The organism is Paraburkholderia solitsugae (assembly GCF_013177695.1).
In the GTDB taxonomy this organism is placed as follows: domain Bacteria; phylum Pseudomonadota; class Gammaproteobacteria; order Burkholderiales; family Burkholderiaceae; genus Paraburkholderia; species Paraburkholderia solitsugae.
The window spans coordinates 73,864-90,905 of sequence record NZ_WOEY01000009.1 but is presented as its reverse complement, the minus strand read 5'-3'; the positions used below and the strand labels follow the sequence as shown (position 1 = coordinate 90,905).

The following is a 17,042-nucleotide window of genomic DNA, read 5'->3' as shown; positions in this document are numbered from 1 at the left end:
GATGAACCACGGAATCGGTAGGCATGGCGTCAATCCGGAAAACGGGGAACTGCTGCGGGAGGCACCTGCGGCCGGTGGCTGGTGGGCAGAGGCCGACCGGCACCGGCCCACGGGCAGCGCGGTTAAACCGACATGCGCCAGAGCGCGATCACGAGCAGCGTGAAAAACGCGGCGGCCAGGTCGTCGAACATGATGCCAAAGCCACCTTTCAGTCGGCGGTCGAAATAGCCGATTGGCGGTGGTTTCACCATGTCGAAAAAGCGGAACACGATGAACGCCCAGAGTTGCTCGGTCAGCGTAACGGGCGTGATCATCAGCAGCACCAGCCAGAACGCGATGATTTCGTCCCACACGACCGGCGACGGATCATCGGTACCCAATTTTTTCGCGGTATAGCCGCAAATCGCAATGCCGCCGAAAAAGCCCGCGACAATGAGCACGCCCCACTCGATCACGGTCAGATAACGGCTCAAGACAGCGAACGATGCCCATGCGAACAGCGTGCCGATCGTGCCCGGTGCAACCGGCGACAAGCCGCTGCCAAAACCCAGCGACAGAATGTGCAGCGGATGCGACAACATGAAACGCGCGGTGGCGCGGCGCGGCTGAGGACGCGGCCCGCCCGGGCCGGACGCGTTGGGCTGCGGATTGCCGATCAAATCGTCGGCGGGGACCAGCGGGGGATCAGTCTGCATGGAAGTGGTCGAAGCCTTGCAACGTCAGAGTGAGCGGCGCGCCGGCGGCATCGCGCCAGCCGATCGCCGGGCGGTCGGCCGCCGTTTGAAGTGCGCTTATTGTACCGATGCGGGTGACCGGAACATTCACCTCGCGGCCGGCTGCTTCAACTGCGGCGCGTGCGGTGACCGGCGCCGTGAAGCACAGTTCGTAATCGTCGCCGCCGGCTAGCGTGCAGCGTCGCTGGATCTCCGGTGGGAGGCGGCGCAGCGCGGTCGAACGCGGCACGGCGTCGGCGTCGACGGTGGCCTGCATTTCCGAGCGCTCAAGGATGTGTAGCAGGTCGCCGGCGAGCCCGTCCGATAGATCGAGCGCCGCATGCGCGATGCCCCGCAATGCGAGACCGAGGACGATGCGCGGCTCCGGACGCTCGAGGGCGCGACGAAACGTCGCAGTGTCGTTGGCATCGGCAGACCACTCGCCGCGCTGCACGCCTAGGCCGGCGCGAGCGTCGCCGAGCGTGCCGGAGATCCAGATGTCGTCGCCTGGTTGCGCGGCGTCGCGGCGCAGCGCGTCTTGCGGCCGCACGCTGCCGAACACGGTGATGCACAGATTCAACGGCCCACCGGTCGTGTCGCCGCCGATCAGATCGCAGCCGTAGCGCTCAGCCAGCGCGAAGAGGCCATCGCTAAAGGCGGTGAGCCATGCTTCGTCGGCCGTTGGCAAGGAGAACGCCAGTGTGAATGCTTGCGGCCGCGCGCCCATCGCGGCCAGATCCGACAGGTTCACCGCGAGCGCCTTGTGACCGAGCGCCTCGGGATCGATATCGGGAAAGAAGTGGCGGCCTTCTACCAGCATGTCCGTCGATATCGCCAGCATTTCTCCCGGGCGCGGCGCGAGCAGGGCGCAGTCGTCGCCGATGCCGAGCTCGCCTTCAGCAGTACGGGACGGCGCAGCGGCTGCGCGGCGGGCGAAGAAGCGATCGATTAGCGCAAACTCGGAGAGCATGGTGGCAGTAGGTGAGCGGGTAAGTGCAACAAAAAACAGCGAACGGCGCGCATTGTACGGCGAAGCCCGCGGGTAAACACTCTATTCGCATTCAACTCCGATTCAATGCGTGGTCGGCCCAAATCGCGCCACGTCCGCCTTTCGCTATGTTTCAGTCGCGGCAGTTGTACCCGTATTGAAGGAATTGAGCCGCCAATTGGGGCTACAATGCCGTCGAACATCTATTCTAATCCGCCCTTAGAAGCCCGCCTTATGTCGACTCCCGTCAATACCAAACTCCGCGAAGCCGCCCTCGATTATCACGAGTTCCCGACTCCCGGGAAGATCGCGATCGCCCCGACCAAGCAGATGATCAACCAGCGCGACCTCGCGCTGGCGTACTCGCCGGGCGTCGCGTTCGCGTGTGAGGAAATCGTCGAAAACCCGCTGAACGCCGCCCGTTTCACCGCGCGCAGCAACCTGGTCGGCGTCGTCACGAACGGCACCGCGGTGCTGGGTCTCGGCAATATCGGGCCGCTCGCGTCGAAGCCGGTCATGGAAGGCAAGGCCGTCCTGTTCAAGAAGTTCGCCGGCATCGACGTGTTCGATATCGAGCTGAACGAGTCCGATCCGCACAAGCTGGTCGAGGTGATCGCCGCGCTGGAGCCGACCTTCGGCGGTATCAATCTTGAAGACATCAAGGCGCCGGACTGCTTCATCGTCGAACGCGAATGCCGCAAGCGCATGAAGATTCCGGTCTTCCACGACGACCAGCACGGTACGGCGATCGTCGTCGCGGCGGCCATCACCAACGGTTTGAAGGTGGTCGGCAAGGACATCAAGCAGGTCAAACTGGTGTCGTCCGGCGCGGGCGCGGCAGCGCTGGCCTGCCTGGACCTGCTGGTCGACATCGGCCTGCCGCTCGAAAACATCACGGTCACCGACCTGGCCGGCGTGGTCTACAAGGGCCGCGTCGAACTGATGGACCCGGACAAGGAACGCTTCGCACGCGAAACCGACGCTCGCACGCTCGCTGAGGCGATCGGCGGCGCGGACATTTTCCTCGGCCTGTCGGCCGGTGGCGTGCTGAAGCAGGACATGGTCAAGCAGATGGCTGACAAGCCGCTGATCCTGGCGCTGGCGAACCCGACCCCGGAAATCCTGCCGGAACTGGCGCTCGAAGTGCGTCCGGACGCCGTGCTGTGCACGGGCCGTACCGACTACCCGAACCAGGTGAACAACGTGCTGGTGTTCCCGTTCCTGTTCCGCGGCGCGCTGGATGCGGGCGCGACGACAGTGACGCGCGAAATGGAAATCGCGGCGGTCAACGCGATCGCCGAACTGGCACGCCAGGAGCAGAGCGATATCGTCGCGACGGCTTACGGCATCCAGGATCTGTCGTTCGGTCCGGCCTATCTGATCCCGAAGCCGTTCGACCCGCGCCTGATCGTCAAGGTCGCGCCGGCGGTGGCGAAGGCCGCGATGGATTCAGGCGTCGCCGAGCGTCCGATCGAGGACATGGAAGCGTACGAACAGCATCTGCAGCAGTTCGTGTATCACAGCGGCACGACCATGAAGCCGATTTTCCAGCTGGCGCGTAGCGTCGAGCCGGAAAAGAAGCGCATTGTGTTCGCGGAAGGCGAAGAAGAGCGTGTGCTGCGCGCCATGCAGATCATCGTCGACGAAAAGCTCGCGAAGCCGATCCTGATCGGCCGTCCGGCGGTGATCGAACAGCGCATCGCGCGTTACGGCCTGCGTCTCATCGCGGGTCAGGACTACACGGTCGTGAATACCGACCACGACGAGCGTTACCGCGACTTCTGGCAGGACTATCACAAGATGATGTCCCGCAAGGGCATCACCGAGCAGATGGCGAAGCTCGAAATGCGCCGCCGCACCACGCTGATCGGCGCAATGATGGTGGAAAAGGGCGAGGCGGACGGCATGATCTGCGGCACGGTGTCCACCACGCATCGCCATCTGCACTTCATCGATCAGGTGATCGGCAAGAAGGAAGGCGCGAAGGTCTACGCGGCGATGAACGCACTGGTGTTGCCGAATCGCCAGATTTTCCTGGTCGACACGCACGTGAACGTCGATCCGACGCCGGAGCAACTGGCCGAGATCACGATCATGGCCGCCGAGGAAGTGCGTCGATTTGGTATCGAACCGAAGGTCGCCCTGCTGTCGCATTCGAACTTCGGCTCAAGCAATGCGCCGACCGCGCAGAAAATGCGCGACACGCTGGCAATCCTGCGCGAGCGCGCACCGGATCTGCAAGTGGACGGCGAAATGCACGGCGACCTCGCGCTCGACGCGAATCTGCGCCGCGAAGTGCTCCCCGACTCGACGCTCGAAGGCGACGCGAACCTGCTGGTGCTGCCGAACATCGACTCGGCCAACATCTCGTACAACCTGCTGAAGACCGCTGCGGGCAACAACATCGCGATTGGTCCGATGCTGCTGGGCGCGGCCAAGCCGGTGCACGTGCTGACGGCTTCGGCCACGGTTCGCCGCATCGTCAACATGACGGCGCTGCTGGTCGCAGACGTGATCGCGTCCCGATAATTCCTGATTCGGGAGCGAGGCATGGCGCCGGTTGATTGAGCGCCATGCAAAAAAAAAGGCGTGCCTGCAACGGGCACGCCTGTGGGTGAACTGGAGATAGCCACCCAAAAATGGCTGAATGAGACCATTCCGCCTCCGAGAGACGGCAGGAACCGTACGGCTTTCACTGCAGGGAATGGGCTGCGCAACGGGTGGCCAGTGGGTTTTGGCCCGTTCCTTTTGCTTCATTAAGTTAATTTTAGCTTGCGTAGGCTAAATATTCTGTCAAAAGTCGTCAAAGCCCGTTCCGTGGCTCTTTTCCGCGCGATTGGAAGCTTTTGTCTGTCCGGTGAACGTTGATTCTGTGGGGTTTTAGCGATACCCTTACGACTTTCATGGTCGTCAAACTCGTGATCTAACAGCGGGGAACCTTGATTCATGGCACGCAAGTGGCAACGCATCAAAGGCGTGCTGATCGGTGCTTTGACGCTCTGCGCTTTATCGGGCTCCGTGCCTGGCGCGTTTGCGCGCGACTACACGGCACCCGCCGAACCACAAGCACAGGTGCAGGGCACTATCGCGCCGGCGCAGTTGCCGCGCGAAGCGGTCAATACATTGAACTTGATTGCCGCGGGCGGGCCTTACCCGTATGAGAAGGACGGCATCGTATTCGGCAATCGCGAACGGTTGCTGCCGCCGCATCGGCGCGGCTATTACCACGAATACACCGTTCCCACGCCTCGCTCGCGAAACCGCGGGGCGCGTCGCATCGTCTGCGGAGGTCCGCTACAGCGGATCGACAACTGTTATTACTCGGACGACCATTACACCAGTTTTAATCGTATTGTTGAATGACATCGGGATGAACGGCATGAGCGACAACGTCTACGCGCACGACTCCGGAGTCGCGACGGATCTTTTCGCGGCCGGCGACGGCAATTTGTTCCAGCGCGTCATGCGGATGCGCGCCGGCGACCAGGGCCGGGATACCCAGAGCGAAGGCAGCACTGTGCTTGCATCGAATGAGGAGCCCATGAGTCTTTTCAAGACCGTACGACCGAACATCGTACAGTCGATCCGCGCGTTTCGCGTGCAGGATCTCGCTGACGAAGCCAATCATCTCGGCCAGCATTTTCTGTACGCGTACTGCGCGAACGCTCAGTCCAAACAGGAAGTGCTGGAGACCATTGCTACGTCGTTCCTGTTTCCGAAGCATTTCGGCAAGAATTACGACGCGCTCTACGATTGCCTGACTGATCTGGTCCATAAGGCAGGCACGCAGCCCGGATTCGTCATCGTGCTCGAGCAGCTGCCGGTCGCACAAAAGTTCGACAAGGAAGGGCGCGAGACGCTACTGGACGTGTTCCGCGAAGCGTCCGAGTTCTGGGCCGAGCGCAAGGTTGCGTTCCGGGTGTTTTATTCGTTTGCCTAAGGTAGGCCTGAATAGGGTGCCTGAGCGCTGCCTGCTGTAGCAAAAGAAAGAGTAAGGCCCGCCAATTGGCGGGCCTTTGCTTTTGGTACTCGAAAGTCGACTTACCAGGCGCCCCAGCGAGCTGCCAGCGCCGAGAGCACGGCGATGCCGGCGGTTTCCGTGCGCAACACGCGCGGTCCGAGACCCACGGCAGTAAATCCGTGATCGGTCGCAGCGGCTTCTTCCGCCGCCGAAAAACCGCCTTCCGGTCCGACCAGCACGGTCACGCGCCCGAATGGCGGATTGACCGGCAGCGCCGAAAAACTGATGCTGGCGCGCGGCGACAGCAGAATGCGCATTTCGCCTTCTTCAGGCGTGCGAGGCAGCGCGCCGAGCCACGTGGCGATCTCACGCACCGGCATCACTTCCGGCAAGCGATTGCGCCCGCATTGTTCACACGACGCCCGCACGATGCCCTGCCAGTGCACATGCCGCCGCTGCGCGCGTTCGCCGGAAAGACGCACGACGCTGCGCGTGGTGGTCAGCGGCACGAAACACGATGCCCCAAGTTCGACCGCCTTCTCGATGAGCCAGTCCATCTTGTCGCCGCCGGCAATGCCCTGCGCGAGGGTGAGGTGATACGGTGCTTCCACTTCGATATTGCGGAATTCGTGAATTCTCACCTTGGCTGAGCGGCGTTCGACTTCGACGAGTTCGGCGCTGTATTCGCCGCCTTCGCCGTTGAAAAGCACGATCGAATCGCCGGGCTGCAAACGCAGCACGAGGATGTGGCGCGTGACATCATCGGGCAACTGCATGATGTCGTCGGGCTTGAGAGGCGTACCGACGAAGAAGCGAGGCATCAGAAAAATACTCATTGGTTCACGAAAGGTGGCGAGCGAGCGCCCAACGGTAGCCGTCCAGATCTTCGACCTGGGCAAACCGGTCGCCCCAGAATTGATCCTGTGGCTCGCTCAGCGATTTTGCGCCGGCGGCTAGCGCCCGCGTGTAAACCGCGTCGACATCGTCGACATAGACATAGAACGATTGCGGCGCAATCGCGCCCGCGCTTTTGGGTGTTTTCGCCGCCGAGCCGAACGCGCCTTCCGGCGCGAACATTACGATCAGCTGGCCTTGATAGGTCATCTCGACATGCATGACGACACCGTCGTCCTGGACGCTATCACGTACCTCGAAACCGAATGCCGCTTCGAAGAACGCGGTCGCGGCACGCGCGTCGCGCACCGTCAGATAGGGGGTCAACCAGGGCACACCGGCTGGGCGGGGGGCGGTCATGGGATTCTCCGGATCTATTGGGTTTGCTGGATGCATGCTGCGAGGCCAGGCGGGCGGTCGCGTATCGATACACCGATAGCGCGTGCCGACCGAACCGTGCATTCTGCCCACGCGTTAGCTCGATGGCTTTAAGAATTGACTTAGTTTATCGCGCACGGACCGGGATGCCGAGAACAGTCCGGCGTGCAAGGCTGGGTCGTAGTGCTTCAGCGGGCCGATTCGACGCGCGGCAAGGCGCTCGGCGAGCGCTTCGACGGTGAGGGCGGCGGGGTCGAGCGTGTCGCTGGCGGTCGCCATCATCCAGAGTGAGCCGTAGAGCGGGATGAATGTGCTCATCGTGCGCACGATGGCGAAGGTGTCGCGCAGATCGTCGAGGAGGCCGGCGACGCGTTCCGGATGGAAGTACGGCGAGCCGAGATGCAGCGAGAGCGTCGCGGCCGGGCTCATGACGCGCTTGAGCTGTATGTAGAAGTCCGGTGTGTATAGGCCCGCGGCGGGCGAGTCAGGAGGCGTCAGGTCGAAGACGACCAGATCGAACTGCGCTGCAACCCCCACGACGTAATCCGCGGCGTCGCCGATCACCAACTCGACGCGCGGATCGTCGAAAGTGCCGCCGTGAACTTCGGGCAAATATTTGCGAGTCAGGCGCACGACTTCGGCGTCGAGCTCCGCCACCACGATCCGCTCGATGCCCGGGTGTTTCAGCAGTTGCCGCGCGGCGCCGCCGTCGCCGCCGCCCAGCACCAGCGCTGCCTTCGGCGATGGATCTGCCAGCGCGGCCGGATGCACCATGCACTCGTGGTAGATGAATTCGTCGCCGGTGGAAGTCATCGGGCGGCCGTCGAGCGTAAACAGCCGGCCGAGTTGCGGCGTGTCCCATACCTCAATTCGCTGGTAAGGCGAATCGACGCGCGCAAGCCGCCGCGCGCTCGGAAATCCGTAGACTGCGTCGGCGGTCGGTTGAAACAACAGGGGAGCGCTCACGGATGGCGGGCTCCGTTCGGAGCATGGTGGGTTGGTGTCGCTTAATTGTAAAGGCGCAAGCGCGGCGCGCCCCCTATCCGCGTGCAGCGCCGGCTCGAAACTAACGCGCGGCCACCCAGGAACTAGCGCGCAACCAGCCCGGAACCAGGTAGCAAGGCGGGCTTGCGCGCAGGGGGCCGGTGAACGTTCTGTTAGAATGTCACGCTTTCAGCCTTGTCCGTTTGCTCTGCCCGTTTCGCGTCTACTGGCGCCGCACCGTGCGCCGAAGTGGACTGGCATTCGAGCATCCGGGCCGCAAGCGCGCACCGCTTTCTGACTCTGTCTCCGGACTCGACATGACGACCCCGTCTCCCGCACCCACTTCCCTGATGGCTAACGCAATCCGCGCGTTGTCCATGGACGCCGTTCAAAAAGCGAATTCCGGCCACCCCGGCATGCCGATGGGCATGGCCGAAATCGGCGTGGCTTTGTGGTCGGGCCACCTGCGCCACAATCCGACGAACCCGCAGTGGGCCGATCGCGACCGTTTCATTCTGTCGAATGGCCACGGCTCGATGCTGCTGTACTCGCTGCTGCATCTGACCGGCTATGACCTGCCGATGGAAGAGCTGAAGAACTTCCGCCAGATGCACTCGAAGACGCCGGGTCATCCGGAATACGGCATCACGCCGGGCGTCGAGACCACCACCGGCCCGCTCGGCCAGGGTCTGGCCAATGCCGTCGGCATGGCGCTCGCCGAATCGCTGCTCGCCACCGAATTCAACAAGCCTGACGCGAAGATCGTCGACCACCACACGTATGTGTTCGTCGGCGACGGCTGCCTGATGGAAGGCATCTCGCACGAAGCCTGCTCGCTTGCGGGCGTGCTGAAGCTGAACAAGCTGATCGCGTTCTATGACGACAACGGTATCTCGATCGACGGCGAAGTGGTCCACTGGTTCCACGACGACACGCCGAAACGCTTTGAAGCGTACGGCTGGAACGTCATTCCGAACGTGGTCGGCCATGACGTCGACGCAGTGGACGCGGCGATCAAGCAGGCCAAGCTGTCGGACAAGCCGACGCTGATCTGCTGCAAGACCGTGATCGGTGAAGGCGCGCCGACCAAGGCCGGCAGCCACGATTCGCACGGCGCACCGCTCGGCGACAAGGAAATCGCGGCAACGCGTGAAGCGATCGGCTGGAAGTGGGAGCCGTTCGTGATTCCGCAGGAAGTCTACGCAGCATGGGACGCGAAGGAAGCCGGCGCGCGCATCGAATCCGATTGGGACAAGGCGTTCGCCGCGTACGCAGCAAAATATCCGCAGGAAGCAGCTGAATTCAAGCGCCGCGACGCGAAGCAACTGCCCGCCGACTGGAAAGAAAAGGCCAAGGCCATCATCGCCGGTGCGAACGAGCGCGCGGAAACCGTCGCGACGCGCAAGGCATCGCAACAGGCTATCGAAGGTTTGTCGGCTGTATTGCCGGAATTGCTCGGCGGCTCCGCCGACCTGACCGGTTCGAACCTGACCAACTGGAAGGCCGCCAAGCCGGTGCGTGTGAACGCTGAAGGCAAGGCAGCCGGCAACTATGTGAACTATGGCGTGCGCGAATTCGGCATGAGCGCCGCGATCAACGGTATCGCGCTGCATGGCGGCTTCAAGGCCTTCGGCGGCACGTTCCTGACGTTCTCGGACTACAGCCGCAATGCGCTGCGCGTCGCCGCGCTGATGAAAGCGCCGTCGATCTTCGTGTTCACGCACGACTCGATCGGTCTGGGCGAAGATGGCCCGACTCACCAGTCGATCGAACACGTCGCAAGCCTGCGTCTGATTCCGAACCTGCAAGTGTGGCGCCCGGCCGATACAGTTGAAACGGCGGTGGCCTGGACCCACGCGGTCGAGCATCACGGTCCGTCGTGCCTGATCTTCAGCCGTCAGAACCTGCCGTTCTCGGCGCGCACGGACGCGCAGATCGCCAACATCGAGAAGGGCGGTTACGTGCTGCGCGACTGGAATGACGAAATCGTCGCGCGCAAGATCATCCTGATCGCCACCGGTTCGGAAGTCGAACTGGCGTTGAACGCGGTCGAGCCGCTGGCTCGCGAAGGCATCGCAGCACGTGTCGTGTCGATGCCGTCGACTACCGTGTTCGACAAGCAGGACGCCGAATACCGTGAACGCGTGCTGCCGCACGGCGTGCGCCGCGTCGCGATCGAAGCGGGTGTGACGGATTTCTGGCGCAAGTACGTGGGTCTGGAAGGCGGCGTGGTCGGCATCGACACGTTCGGCGAATCGGCCCCGGCTGGTGTTCTGTTCAAGCATTTCGGCTTCACCGTCGAGCACGTCGTAGAGACGGCCAAAGCCGCACTCGGCTGACCTGCGTGCGAGGCTGCCGCGCGACCCTACGCGCGGCAATCCCGGCAGATCAGACCCACATGGACGATTTTTTTTCAGCCATCAGGAGATAAACCATGACGATTCGCGTCGCAATCAACGGCTACGGCCGGATCGGCCGCAACACGCTGCGCGCCTTCTATGAAAACGGCAAGAAGCACGATATCGAAATCGTCGCCATCAACGATCTTGGTGATGCCAAGACCAACGCTCACCTGACGCAATACGACACGGCGCACGGCAAGTTCCCGGGCGAAGTGTCGGTGGACGGTGACTACCTGGTCGTCAACGGCGACAAGATCCGCGTGTTGGCTAACCGCAACCCGGCAGAACTGCCGTGGGGCGAGCTGGGCGTCGACGTCGTGATGGAATGCACGGGCTTTTTCACGACCAAGGAAAAGGCCAGCGCGCACATCAAGGGCGGCGCAAAGAAGGTCATCATCTCGGCGCCGGGTGGTAAGGACGTCGACGCAACGATCGTCTACGGCGTGAACCACAACGTCCTGAAGGCATCGGACACGGTGATCTCGAACGCATCGTGCACGACCAACTGCCTGGCACCGCTCGTCAAGCCGCTGAACGACAAGATCGGCCTCGTGAACGGTCTGATGACCACGATCCACGCGTACACGAACGACCAGGTTCTGACGGACGTGTATCACGAGGACCTGCGCCGCGCGCGTTCGGCCACGCACAGCCAGATCCCGACCAAGACCGGTGCTGCATCGGCAGTGGGTCTCGTGCTGCCGGAACTGAACGGCAAGCTGGACGGCTACGCGATTCGCGTCCCGACTATCAACGTGTCGGTCGTCGACCTGTCGTTCATCGCCGCGCGCGACACGACGGTCGAAGAAGTCAACGCGATCATGAAGGAAGCGTCGGAAGGCGCGCTGAAGGGCATCCTCGGTTACAACGACGCACCGCTGGTCTCGATCGACTTTAACCACAACCCGGCTTCGTCGACGTTCGACGCCACGCTGACCAAGGTGTCGGGCCGTCTGGTGAAGGTGTCGAGCTGGTACGACAACGAGTGGGGCTTCTCGAACCGTATGCTGGACACGGCTGTGGCACTGGCCAACGCGAAGTAAGCCGTTTCGCTTCGCTTGCTCTGCGGCTTTGTTTGGGCCAGCAGGGCAACTGCAAAAGCCGCTCTTCGGAGCGGCTTTTTTTACGCCTGCGTTTTTATGCCTGCGGCGTCGGGAAATAAACGCCGGCGCGCTGCGCGGCGTTCGAGATATGGGTTTCGATCGCCTTCCCGGCGGCACCTGAATCGCGCGCCTTGAGCGCGTCGAGAATCGCTCGATGTTCCGTGTACGTGGACAGCACCAACTCGCGCCGGTAGAACGGCATCCGCTGGCTTTCCTTCATGATCTCCGCGGCGCTGCTCAGAATCGATTCGATTGCCGCGTTGCCGGCAATGCTCACGATGCGCATGTGAAAGTCGTAGTCGAGGCGGGCGGCTTCGTCGAGTTCGTCGCAGGCGAGCGCCGTCTGCATGGCCGCGATGTTGTCTTCGAACCAGGCTAGGTCGGAATCGCTGACAGCCAGCGCCGCCATGCGCGCGACAAAGCCTTCCAGCGCGAAACGCATCTGGTAGGTATCCGGCAACGACGACTGCTCCGCGAAGCGCCACGATTGCGCAGCCGTAGCCTGCGCACTTTCCACATAAACGCCCTTGCCGGGACGGATCATCAGCAGACCGAGCGCTTCGAGCGTCGAGAGCGCCTCGCGCAGCGATGCGCGGCTGATCGCCAGTTCTTCGGAGAGCTGACGTTGCGCCGGCAGCAAACTGCCCACCGGATAGACGCCCGCTTCGATCCGTTCGCGGATGGTCGCGATGGCGGCATCAGTGACGGTATGCGGAACGTTTTTCATGGTGGCTCACTTGGGTGCGTGGTCTGACCAGTATTGTAGTACGCGTTCTGAACGCTCGTACGCGCATCGTGACACGCGCAGAATCCGGCCCCGAAACGCTGGGAAAGCAACGGGTAAACACCGTGTTTAGAATCCTTGACGCCAGTATATCGGTTTCCTAATATTCGAGATAACAGAACTGGTCGGACCAGTCTGAACAGATGTAAATCCTAGGAGGAAGCCGTGTTGAAATTCTTCAATTCACTGTTTGGCCGGGTCGTCATAGCGCTGGTGGCAGGTATCGTGATTGGCGCCGTGTTCCCGCATTTCGCCCAGTCGCTACGCCCGCTCGGCGACGGCTTTCTCAAGCTGATCAAGATGGTGATCGGGCCGATCGTCTTCTGTGTCGTGGTGAGCGGCATGGCGCATGCAGGTGATCTGCGCAAAGTGGGGCGCGTCGGCCTCAAGTCGGTGATCTACTTTGAGATCATGACGACGATTGCGCTTGTGATCGGCGCGGTGCTGGCCTACGCAACGCGGCCTGGCGTCGGCATGAACATCAACTTGCATTCGCTCGACCCCGCTTCACTGGCGACCTACACCGAGCACGCGAAGAGCCTCAAGGACACGGCCGGCTTTCTGCTGAAGATCATCCCCGACACGGCGATCAACGCATTCGCGACCGGCGACATTCTGCAAATCCTCGTGTTTTCGGTGCTGTTCGGCTCGGCGCTCTCGCTGCTCGGCAATAAGGCGCAACGCGTCAGCAGCCTGATCGACGAGCTTTCGCAGGTGTTTTTCCGCGTGATGGGTTTCATCATCAAGCTCGCGCCGCTTGGCGTGCTCGGTGCGATCGCGTTCACGACTGGCACCTATGGCGTCGAATCGCTCAAGCAACTCGGCATGCTGGTGCTGGTGTTCTACGCGAGCTGCTTCGTGTTCGTGGTGGTCGTGCTGGGCATCGTGATGCGCCTGGCCGGTTTCAGCATCTTCAAGCTGATCCGCTATCTGCGCGAAGAACTGTCGATCGTGCTGGGTACCGCTTCGTCCGATGCCGTGCTGCCGCAGATCATGCGCAAGCTCGAATGGATGGGCGTCAAGGATTCGACCGTCGGTCTCGTCATTCCGACCGGCTACTCCTTCAATCTCGATGGCTTCTCCATCTATCTGACCCTCGCGGTGATTTTCATCGCACAGGCCACCAATACGCCGCTGTCCATCCATGACCTGATCGTGGTGGTGCTGGTGTCGCTGGTGACGTCGAAGGGCGCGCACGGCATTCCCGGCTCCGCGATCGTGATTCTGGCCGCGACGCTGTCCGCGATCCCGGCGATCCCCGTGCTCGGCCTCGTGCTGATCCTGCCGGTTGACTGGTTCGTCGGCATTGCCCGCGCGCTGACCAACCTGATCGGCAATTGCGTCGCGACGGTGGTGGTCGCCGTGTGGGAGAACGATATCGATCGGGCGCGTGCCCATCGCGTGTTGAACCGTGACGAAGCACTGCGCTACGTGCCCGCCGGCGAAGACGCAGGCGTAGAGCCCGCCGCCGGCGAACACGTACCGGCCGTCTGAACGGGCACGGCCACGTGGCACGGTGGCCAGATATATCGCTATTTATCGGCGCGCCAACGCGGCGCGCGTTCTGTCCCGGCGGATGCGCTGACTCCGCCGTCTCACCCTCACTTTTTGTCGCCTGACTGAGACTATGGCTAATCCGATCCTCGACCCCAACGCTCCTGCTTTCACCCGTCGCTACATGAACCTCGCCGACCCGCGTCTGGGCGCTCAGGCGCTCTACGCGAGCGACGAATTCTTCGCGCCGAAAGAACGCATGCTCGAGCCGCAGCCGGCGGTGTTCATTCCCGGCAAGTACGACGACCACGGCAAGTGGATGGACGGCTGGGAGACGCGCCGCAAGCGCACCACCGGCCACGACTATTGCGTGATCCGGCTCGCCCGGCCGGGCGTCGTGTACGGCGTCGATCTGGATACGAGCCACTTCACCGGTAACTTTCCGCCGGCCGCATCGATCGACGCGTGCTATGCAGATGGCGACGCTCCGCCCGACAATGCCGACTGGGAATCGCTCGTGCCGGCCACCACGCTGCAGGGCAACCAGCACCATTACATCGAAGTGAACGACGCCCGCGCCTTCACGCATCTGCGCGTGAATCTGTATCCGGACGGTGGTCTCGCGCGTCTGCGCGTGTACGGTCAGCCGAAGCGCGACTGGGAGCGCGTGGAGCGCGGCACGCTGCTGGATCTCGCCGCGATCGAAAACGGCGCGTATCTCGTCGCCGCGAACAACCAGCATTTCGGACCAGCCTCGCAGATGCTGATGCCGGGGCGCGGCGTCAACATGGGCGACGGCTGGGAGACGCGCCGCCGCCGCGAGCCGGGCAACGACTGGGCGATCGTCGCGCTCGCGCGGCCGGGCGTGATTCGCAAAATCGAAGTGGATACGGCGCACTTCAAGGGCAATTACCCTGATCGCTGTTCGCTGCAGGCGGCCTCGGTGACGGGCGGTACGGACGATTCGCTCGTCACGCAGGCGATGTTCTGGCCCGTGCTGCTCGGCGAACAGAAGCTGCAGATGGACCACGTGCACACGTTCACGGACGACATCGCGTCGCTCGGCCCGGTGACGCACGTGCGTTTCAACATCATCCCGGACGGTGGCGTGTCGCGCCTGCGTTTGTGGGGCGAGATTGTGTAAAGGAGTGGCGTCGATGAAGACCTTGCATGTGGAACGTCTGACGCGCGCGGCCTTCGCGCCGTTCGGCGACGTCATCGAACTGGACGGCTCGCGCCATTTCCCGATCAACGGCGGCACGACCGAGCGCTATCACGACCTCGCCAGGGTCGACGTGACGGAGGACGGTGGCCGGCCGCTGGTCAATCTGTTTCGGGCGCAACCGCGCGCGCTGCCGATCGAAATCACGATGATGGAGCGGCATCCGCTGGGCAGTCAGGCTTTCATTCCCTTAACGGCGCGCCAGTATCTGGTGGTTGTCGCGCCTGCGGGCGAGTTCGATCCGGCCCAGATGCGGGCCTTCTGGAGCGACGGCTGGCAGGGTGTGAACTACGCGAAAGGCGTCTGGCACCATCCGCTGCTGGCGCTCGAGCAGGTGAGCGATTTTGTGGTGGTGGATCGTGGCGGCGAGCAGCCCAACTGCGACGAAATGTCTTTGGCCGAATCGTGGCGGCTGCTGTTCGAAGCGGGCGTCGCGTTAGCGGAATAGGCCGGAGTCGCAACGCGGCGGCAATGCCGCGCGCGCAAAGAAGCGCTAGCGTCCAGGCGCGGGCGAAGCGCTACCCATGCAAAGCGGCGAGAGCGTTTCAGCGCGGCCACTGCGCCGCACCCATAAGAAAAAACCCGGCCGATTTTCATCGGCCGGGTTTTTCCGTTGCCCACCGAACCGCGCACCCCGACTCGGCCGGTATCGCACTAACTCAGCGCTAGTGCTTGCGATGCGGGCAATTCTCCTTGGTACACGCGCCATACAGCGCCAACGCATGTTCCTGCAGCTTGAAGCCGCGTTCCTTCGCGATGGATTGCTGGCGGCTTTCGATTTCGGAGTCGAAAAATTCTTCGACGAGCCCGCAATCGAGGCACACGAGGTGGTCGTGATGCGACCCTTCGTTCAATTCGAACACCGCTTTGCCCGATTCGAAGTTGCTGCGCGACAGCAGGCCGGCCTGCTCGAACTGCGTCAGCACGCGATACACGGTTGCCAGGCCGATATCGAGTTCTTCGTGCAACAGGTTGCGGTAGACGTCTTCAGCGGTCAGGTGGCGCACCGGGCTATGCTGAAAAATCTCAAGGATTTTGAGGCGCGGAAGGGTCGCCTTGAGCCCGATATTCTTGAGATCGGTTGGATTGGTCATGACAAGGGATCCCTAGAGTACAATGCTGGGCTCTCATAGTAATGTGTTTTTGCCGTTCTGGTCATCTTCGATGGAATGAAACTCGCGCGGCTCGTCAGCGGGCCCGCACGGTGAGTGAAATGATTTCAAAATCTCAATTGATCTACCGGGGGAGCCGCATGCGGGGTACCTTGATCGCTGTTGCGACTGTCGCGGTTCTTGCCGGATGTTCCACTTACGACAGCCTGACGCAGCGTATTGCCCAAAGCATCACGCCGTACCGTATTACGGTGGTGCAAGGCAATTTCGTCTCGAAAGAGGCGGCTTCGCAGATGCAGGTCGGCATGTCGCGCGCGCAGGTGAAGCAGTTGCTCGGCACGCCGCTTCTGACCGACATGTTCCACGCGGACCGCTGGGACTACGTGTTCTATTTCAAACGCGGCTCGACTAACGTGGTGCAGCAGCGCGACTTCGTGGTCCTGTTCGCGGGCGACCGCGTCGCGAGCTGGTCGGGTGGCGACGATCTGCCGTCCAACCTCGAGTTGCTGGCAGAAATCGACGGTGACAAGCTCGGCAAGAAGAAGGCCGCCGTGCCGAACGTGGCAAGCGCAGCAACGGGCGCCAGCGAGCCGGTAGCTGCAACGGGCGCCAGTGCGCCGGTGGCTGCGGCGCCGGCTACCGTGGACACCACGCGTTCGCCGTCCGCCGACGCAGCAGCAGTGGCCGTGCCGTCAACAGACGCCAACGCCGAAGCCGCGCAGGCCGCGAATCGGCTGACCAACGCGGTGCAAACGCCGTCCAACGCGCAGCCGTCGGTGCGCGCTGCCGTGCCGACCGCCAACGGTGGTGGTATTCCGTCAGCGGGCCCCACGGCCGCCGGGCAGCCGCAGTTCCAGTTCCACCGTCCGCCGCCGCCGCAAGTTCCGGGCACGCAGGAAAATCCGGTGGGACCGACGGGCCCGCAAAGCAACAATGGCGGCCCGACGCTCAACGCGCCGCTGACCGCTGCGCCCACATCTTCGGGAACGGGCGGCTAATCGCGCTGT

At 62.7% G+C, this 17,042-nt stretch carries 16 protein-coding genes; 9 read left to right on the top strand and 7 right to left on the bottom strand.

The window, feature by feature from the left end; translation table 11 throughout:
* Positions 1-122 precede the first annotated feature (122 nt).
* Positions 123-695 (bottom strand): phosphatidylglycerophosphatase A family protein, encoded by a 573-nt coding sequence (locus GNZ12_RS01765; RefSeq protein ID WP_172308721.1) that lies wholly within the window; start codon positions 693-695, stop codon positions 123-125.
* Positions 685-1,683 (bottom strand): thiamine-phosphate kinase, encoded by a 999-nt coding sequence (thiL, locus tag GNZ12_RS01760; RefSeq protein ID WP_172308720.1) that lies wholly within the window; start codon positions 1,681-1,683, stop codon positions 685-687. Before thiL ends, GNZ12_RS01765 begins: the two co-directional genes overlap by 11 nt.
* A 207-nt stretch (positions 1,684-1,890) precedes the next feature.
* Here thiL and GNZ12_RS01755 point away from each other — a divergent pair, with 207 nt between their 5' ends.
* From GNZ12_RS01755 to GNZ12_RS01745, 3 genes are all read left to right on the top strand, one after another.
* Positions 1,891-4,230, top strand: a complete 2,340-nt coding sequence (locus tag GNZ12_RS01755) for an NADP-dependent malic enzyme (RefSeq protein WP_172308719.1) — start codon at positions 1,891-1,893, stop codon at positions 4,228-4,230.
* A gap of 417 nt (positions 4,231-4,647) precedes the next feature.
* Positions 4,648-5,064 (top strand): ribonuclease, encoded by a 417-nt coding sequence (locus GNZ12_RS01750; RefSeq protein WP_172308718.1) that lies wholly within the window; start codon positions 4,648-4,650, stop codon positions 5,062-5,064.
* 16 nt (positions 5,065-5,080) lie between these two features.
* Complete coding sequence (locus GNZ12_RS01745; RefSeq protein ID WP_172308717.1) at positions 5,081-5,641, top strand: barstar family protein; 561 nt, start codon at positions 5,081-5,083, stop codon at positions 5,639-5,641.
* Between the two features lie 101 nt (positions 5,642-5,742).
* On the opposite strand, the gene GNZ12_RS01740 is transcribed toward GNZ12_RS01745, so the two are convergent.
* From GNZ12_RS01740 to speE, 3 genes are all read right to left on the bottom strand, one after another.
* On the bottom strand, positions 5,743-6,483 hold the full coding sequence (locus tag GNZ12_RS01740; RefSeq protein ID WP_172308723.1) for a 16S rRNA (uracil(1498)-N(3))-methyltransferase: 741 nt from the start codon (positions 6,481-6,483) through the stop codon (positions 5,743-5,745).
* A 19-nt stretch (positions 6,484-6,502) separates the two neighbouring features.
* Entirely contained in the window at positions 6,503-6,916 is a 414-nt protein-coding gene (locus GNZ12_RS01735) for a VOC family protein (protein WP_063497351.1), read from the bottom strand.
* A 114-nt stretch (positions 6,917-7,030) separates the two neighbouring features.
* The gene (gene speE, locus GNZ12_RS01730; RefSeq protein ID WP_172308716.1) at positions 7,031-7,900 is read right to left on the bottom strand and encodes a polyamine aminopropyltransferase; all 870 of its coding nucleotides are present in this window, start codon (positions 7,898-7,900) and stop codon (positions 7,031-7,033) included.
* 335 nt (positions 7,901-8,235) lie between these two features.
* Between speE and tkt the strand changes: the two genes are divergently transcribed.
* Positions 8,236-10,257: a transketolase gene (tkt, locus tag GNZ12_RS01725; protein WP_172308715.1), complete on the top strand. Its 2,022-nt coding sequence runs from the start codon at positions 8,236-8,238 to the stop codon at positions 10,255-10,257.
* A gap of 95 nt (positions 10,258-10,352) precedes the next feature.
* Positions 10,353-11,363, top strand: a complete 1,011-nt coding sequence (gap, locus tag GNZ12_RS01720; RefSeq protein ID WP_172308714.1) for a type I glyceraldehyde-3-phosphate dehydrogenase — start codon at positions 10,353-10,355, stop codon at positions 11,361-11,363.
* Positions 11,364-11,457: 94 nt separating this feature from the next.
* On the opposite strand, the gene GNZ12_RS01715 is transcribed toward gap, so the two are convergent.
* Positions 11,458-12,150: a FadR/GntR family transcriptional regulator gene (locus GNZ12_RS01715; RefSeq protein WP_172308713.1), complete on the bottom strand. Its 693-nt coding sequence runs from the start codon at positions 12,148-12,150 to the stop codon at positions 11,458-11,460.
* Positions 12,151-12,372: 222 nt separating this feature from the next.
* On the opposite strand from GNZ12_RS01715, the gene GNZ12_RS01710 reads away from it, so the two are divergent.
* The 3 genes from GNZ12_RS01710 to GNZ12_RS01700 all read left to right on the top strand — a co-directional run bounded on the left by GNZ12_RS01710 (position 12,373) and on the right by GNZ12_RS01700 (position 15,371).
* Positions 12,373-13,701: a C4-dicarboxylate transporter DctA gene (locus tag GNZ12_RS01710; RefSeq protein ID WP_172308712.1), complete on the top strand. Its 1,329-nt coding sequence runs from the start codon at positions 12,373-12,375 to the stop codon at positions 13,699-13,701.
* Between the two features lie 133 nt (positions 13,702-13,834).
* Positions 13,835-14,845, top strand: a complete 1,011-nt coding sequence (gene alc, locus GNZ12_RS01705) for an allantoicase (protein ID WP_172308711.1) — start codon at positions 13,835-13,837, stop codon at positions 14,843-14,845.
* Between the two features lie 13 nt (positions 14,846-14,858).
* The gene (locus GNZ12_RS01700; protein WP_172308710.1) at positions 14,859-15,371 is read left to right on the top strand and encodes an ureidoglycolate lyase; all 513 of its coding nucleotides are present in this window, start codon (positions 14,859-14,861) and stop codon (positions 15,369-15,371) included.
* Positions 15,372-15,588: 217 nt separating this feature from the next.
* On the opposite strand, the gene fur is transcribed toward GNZ12_RS01700, so the two are convergent.
* Complete coding sequence (fur, locus tag GNZ12_RS01695; protein WP_012434340.1) at positions 15,589-16,017, bottom strand: ferric iron uptake transcriptional regulator; 429 nt, start codon at positions 16,015-16,017, stop codon at positions 15,589-15,591.
* A gap of 158 nt (positions 16,018-16,175) precedes the next feature.
* Between fur and bamE the strand changes: the two genes are divergently transcribed.
* Entirely contained in the window at positions 16,176-17,033 is an 858-nt protein-coding gene (bamE, locus tag GNZ12_RS01690; protein WP_172308722.1) for an outer membrane protein assembly factor BamE, read from the top strand.
* Positions 17,034-17,042 lie beyond the last annotated feature (9 nt).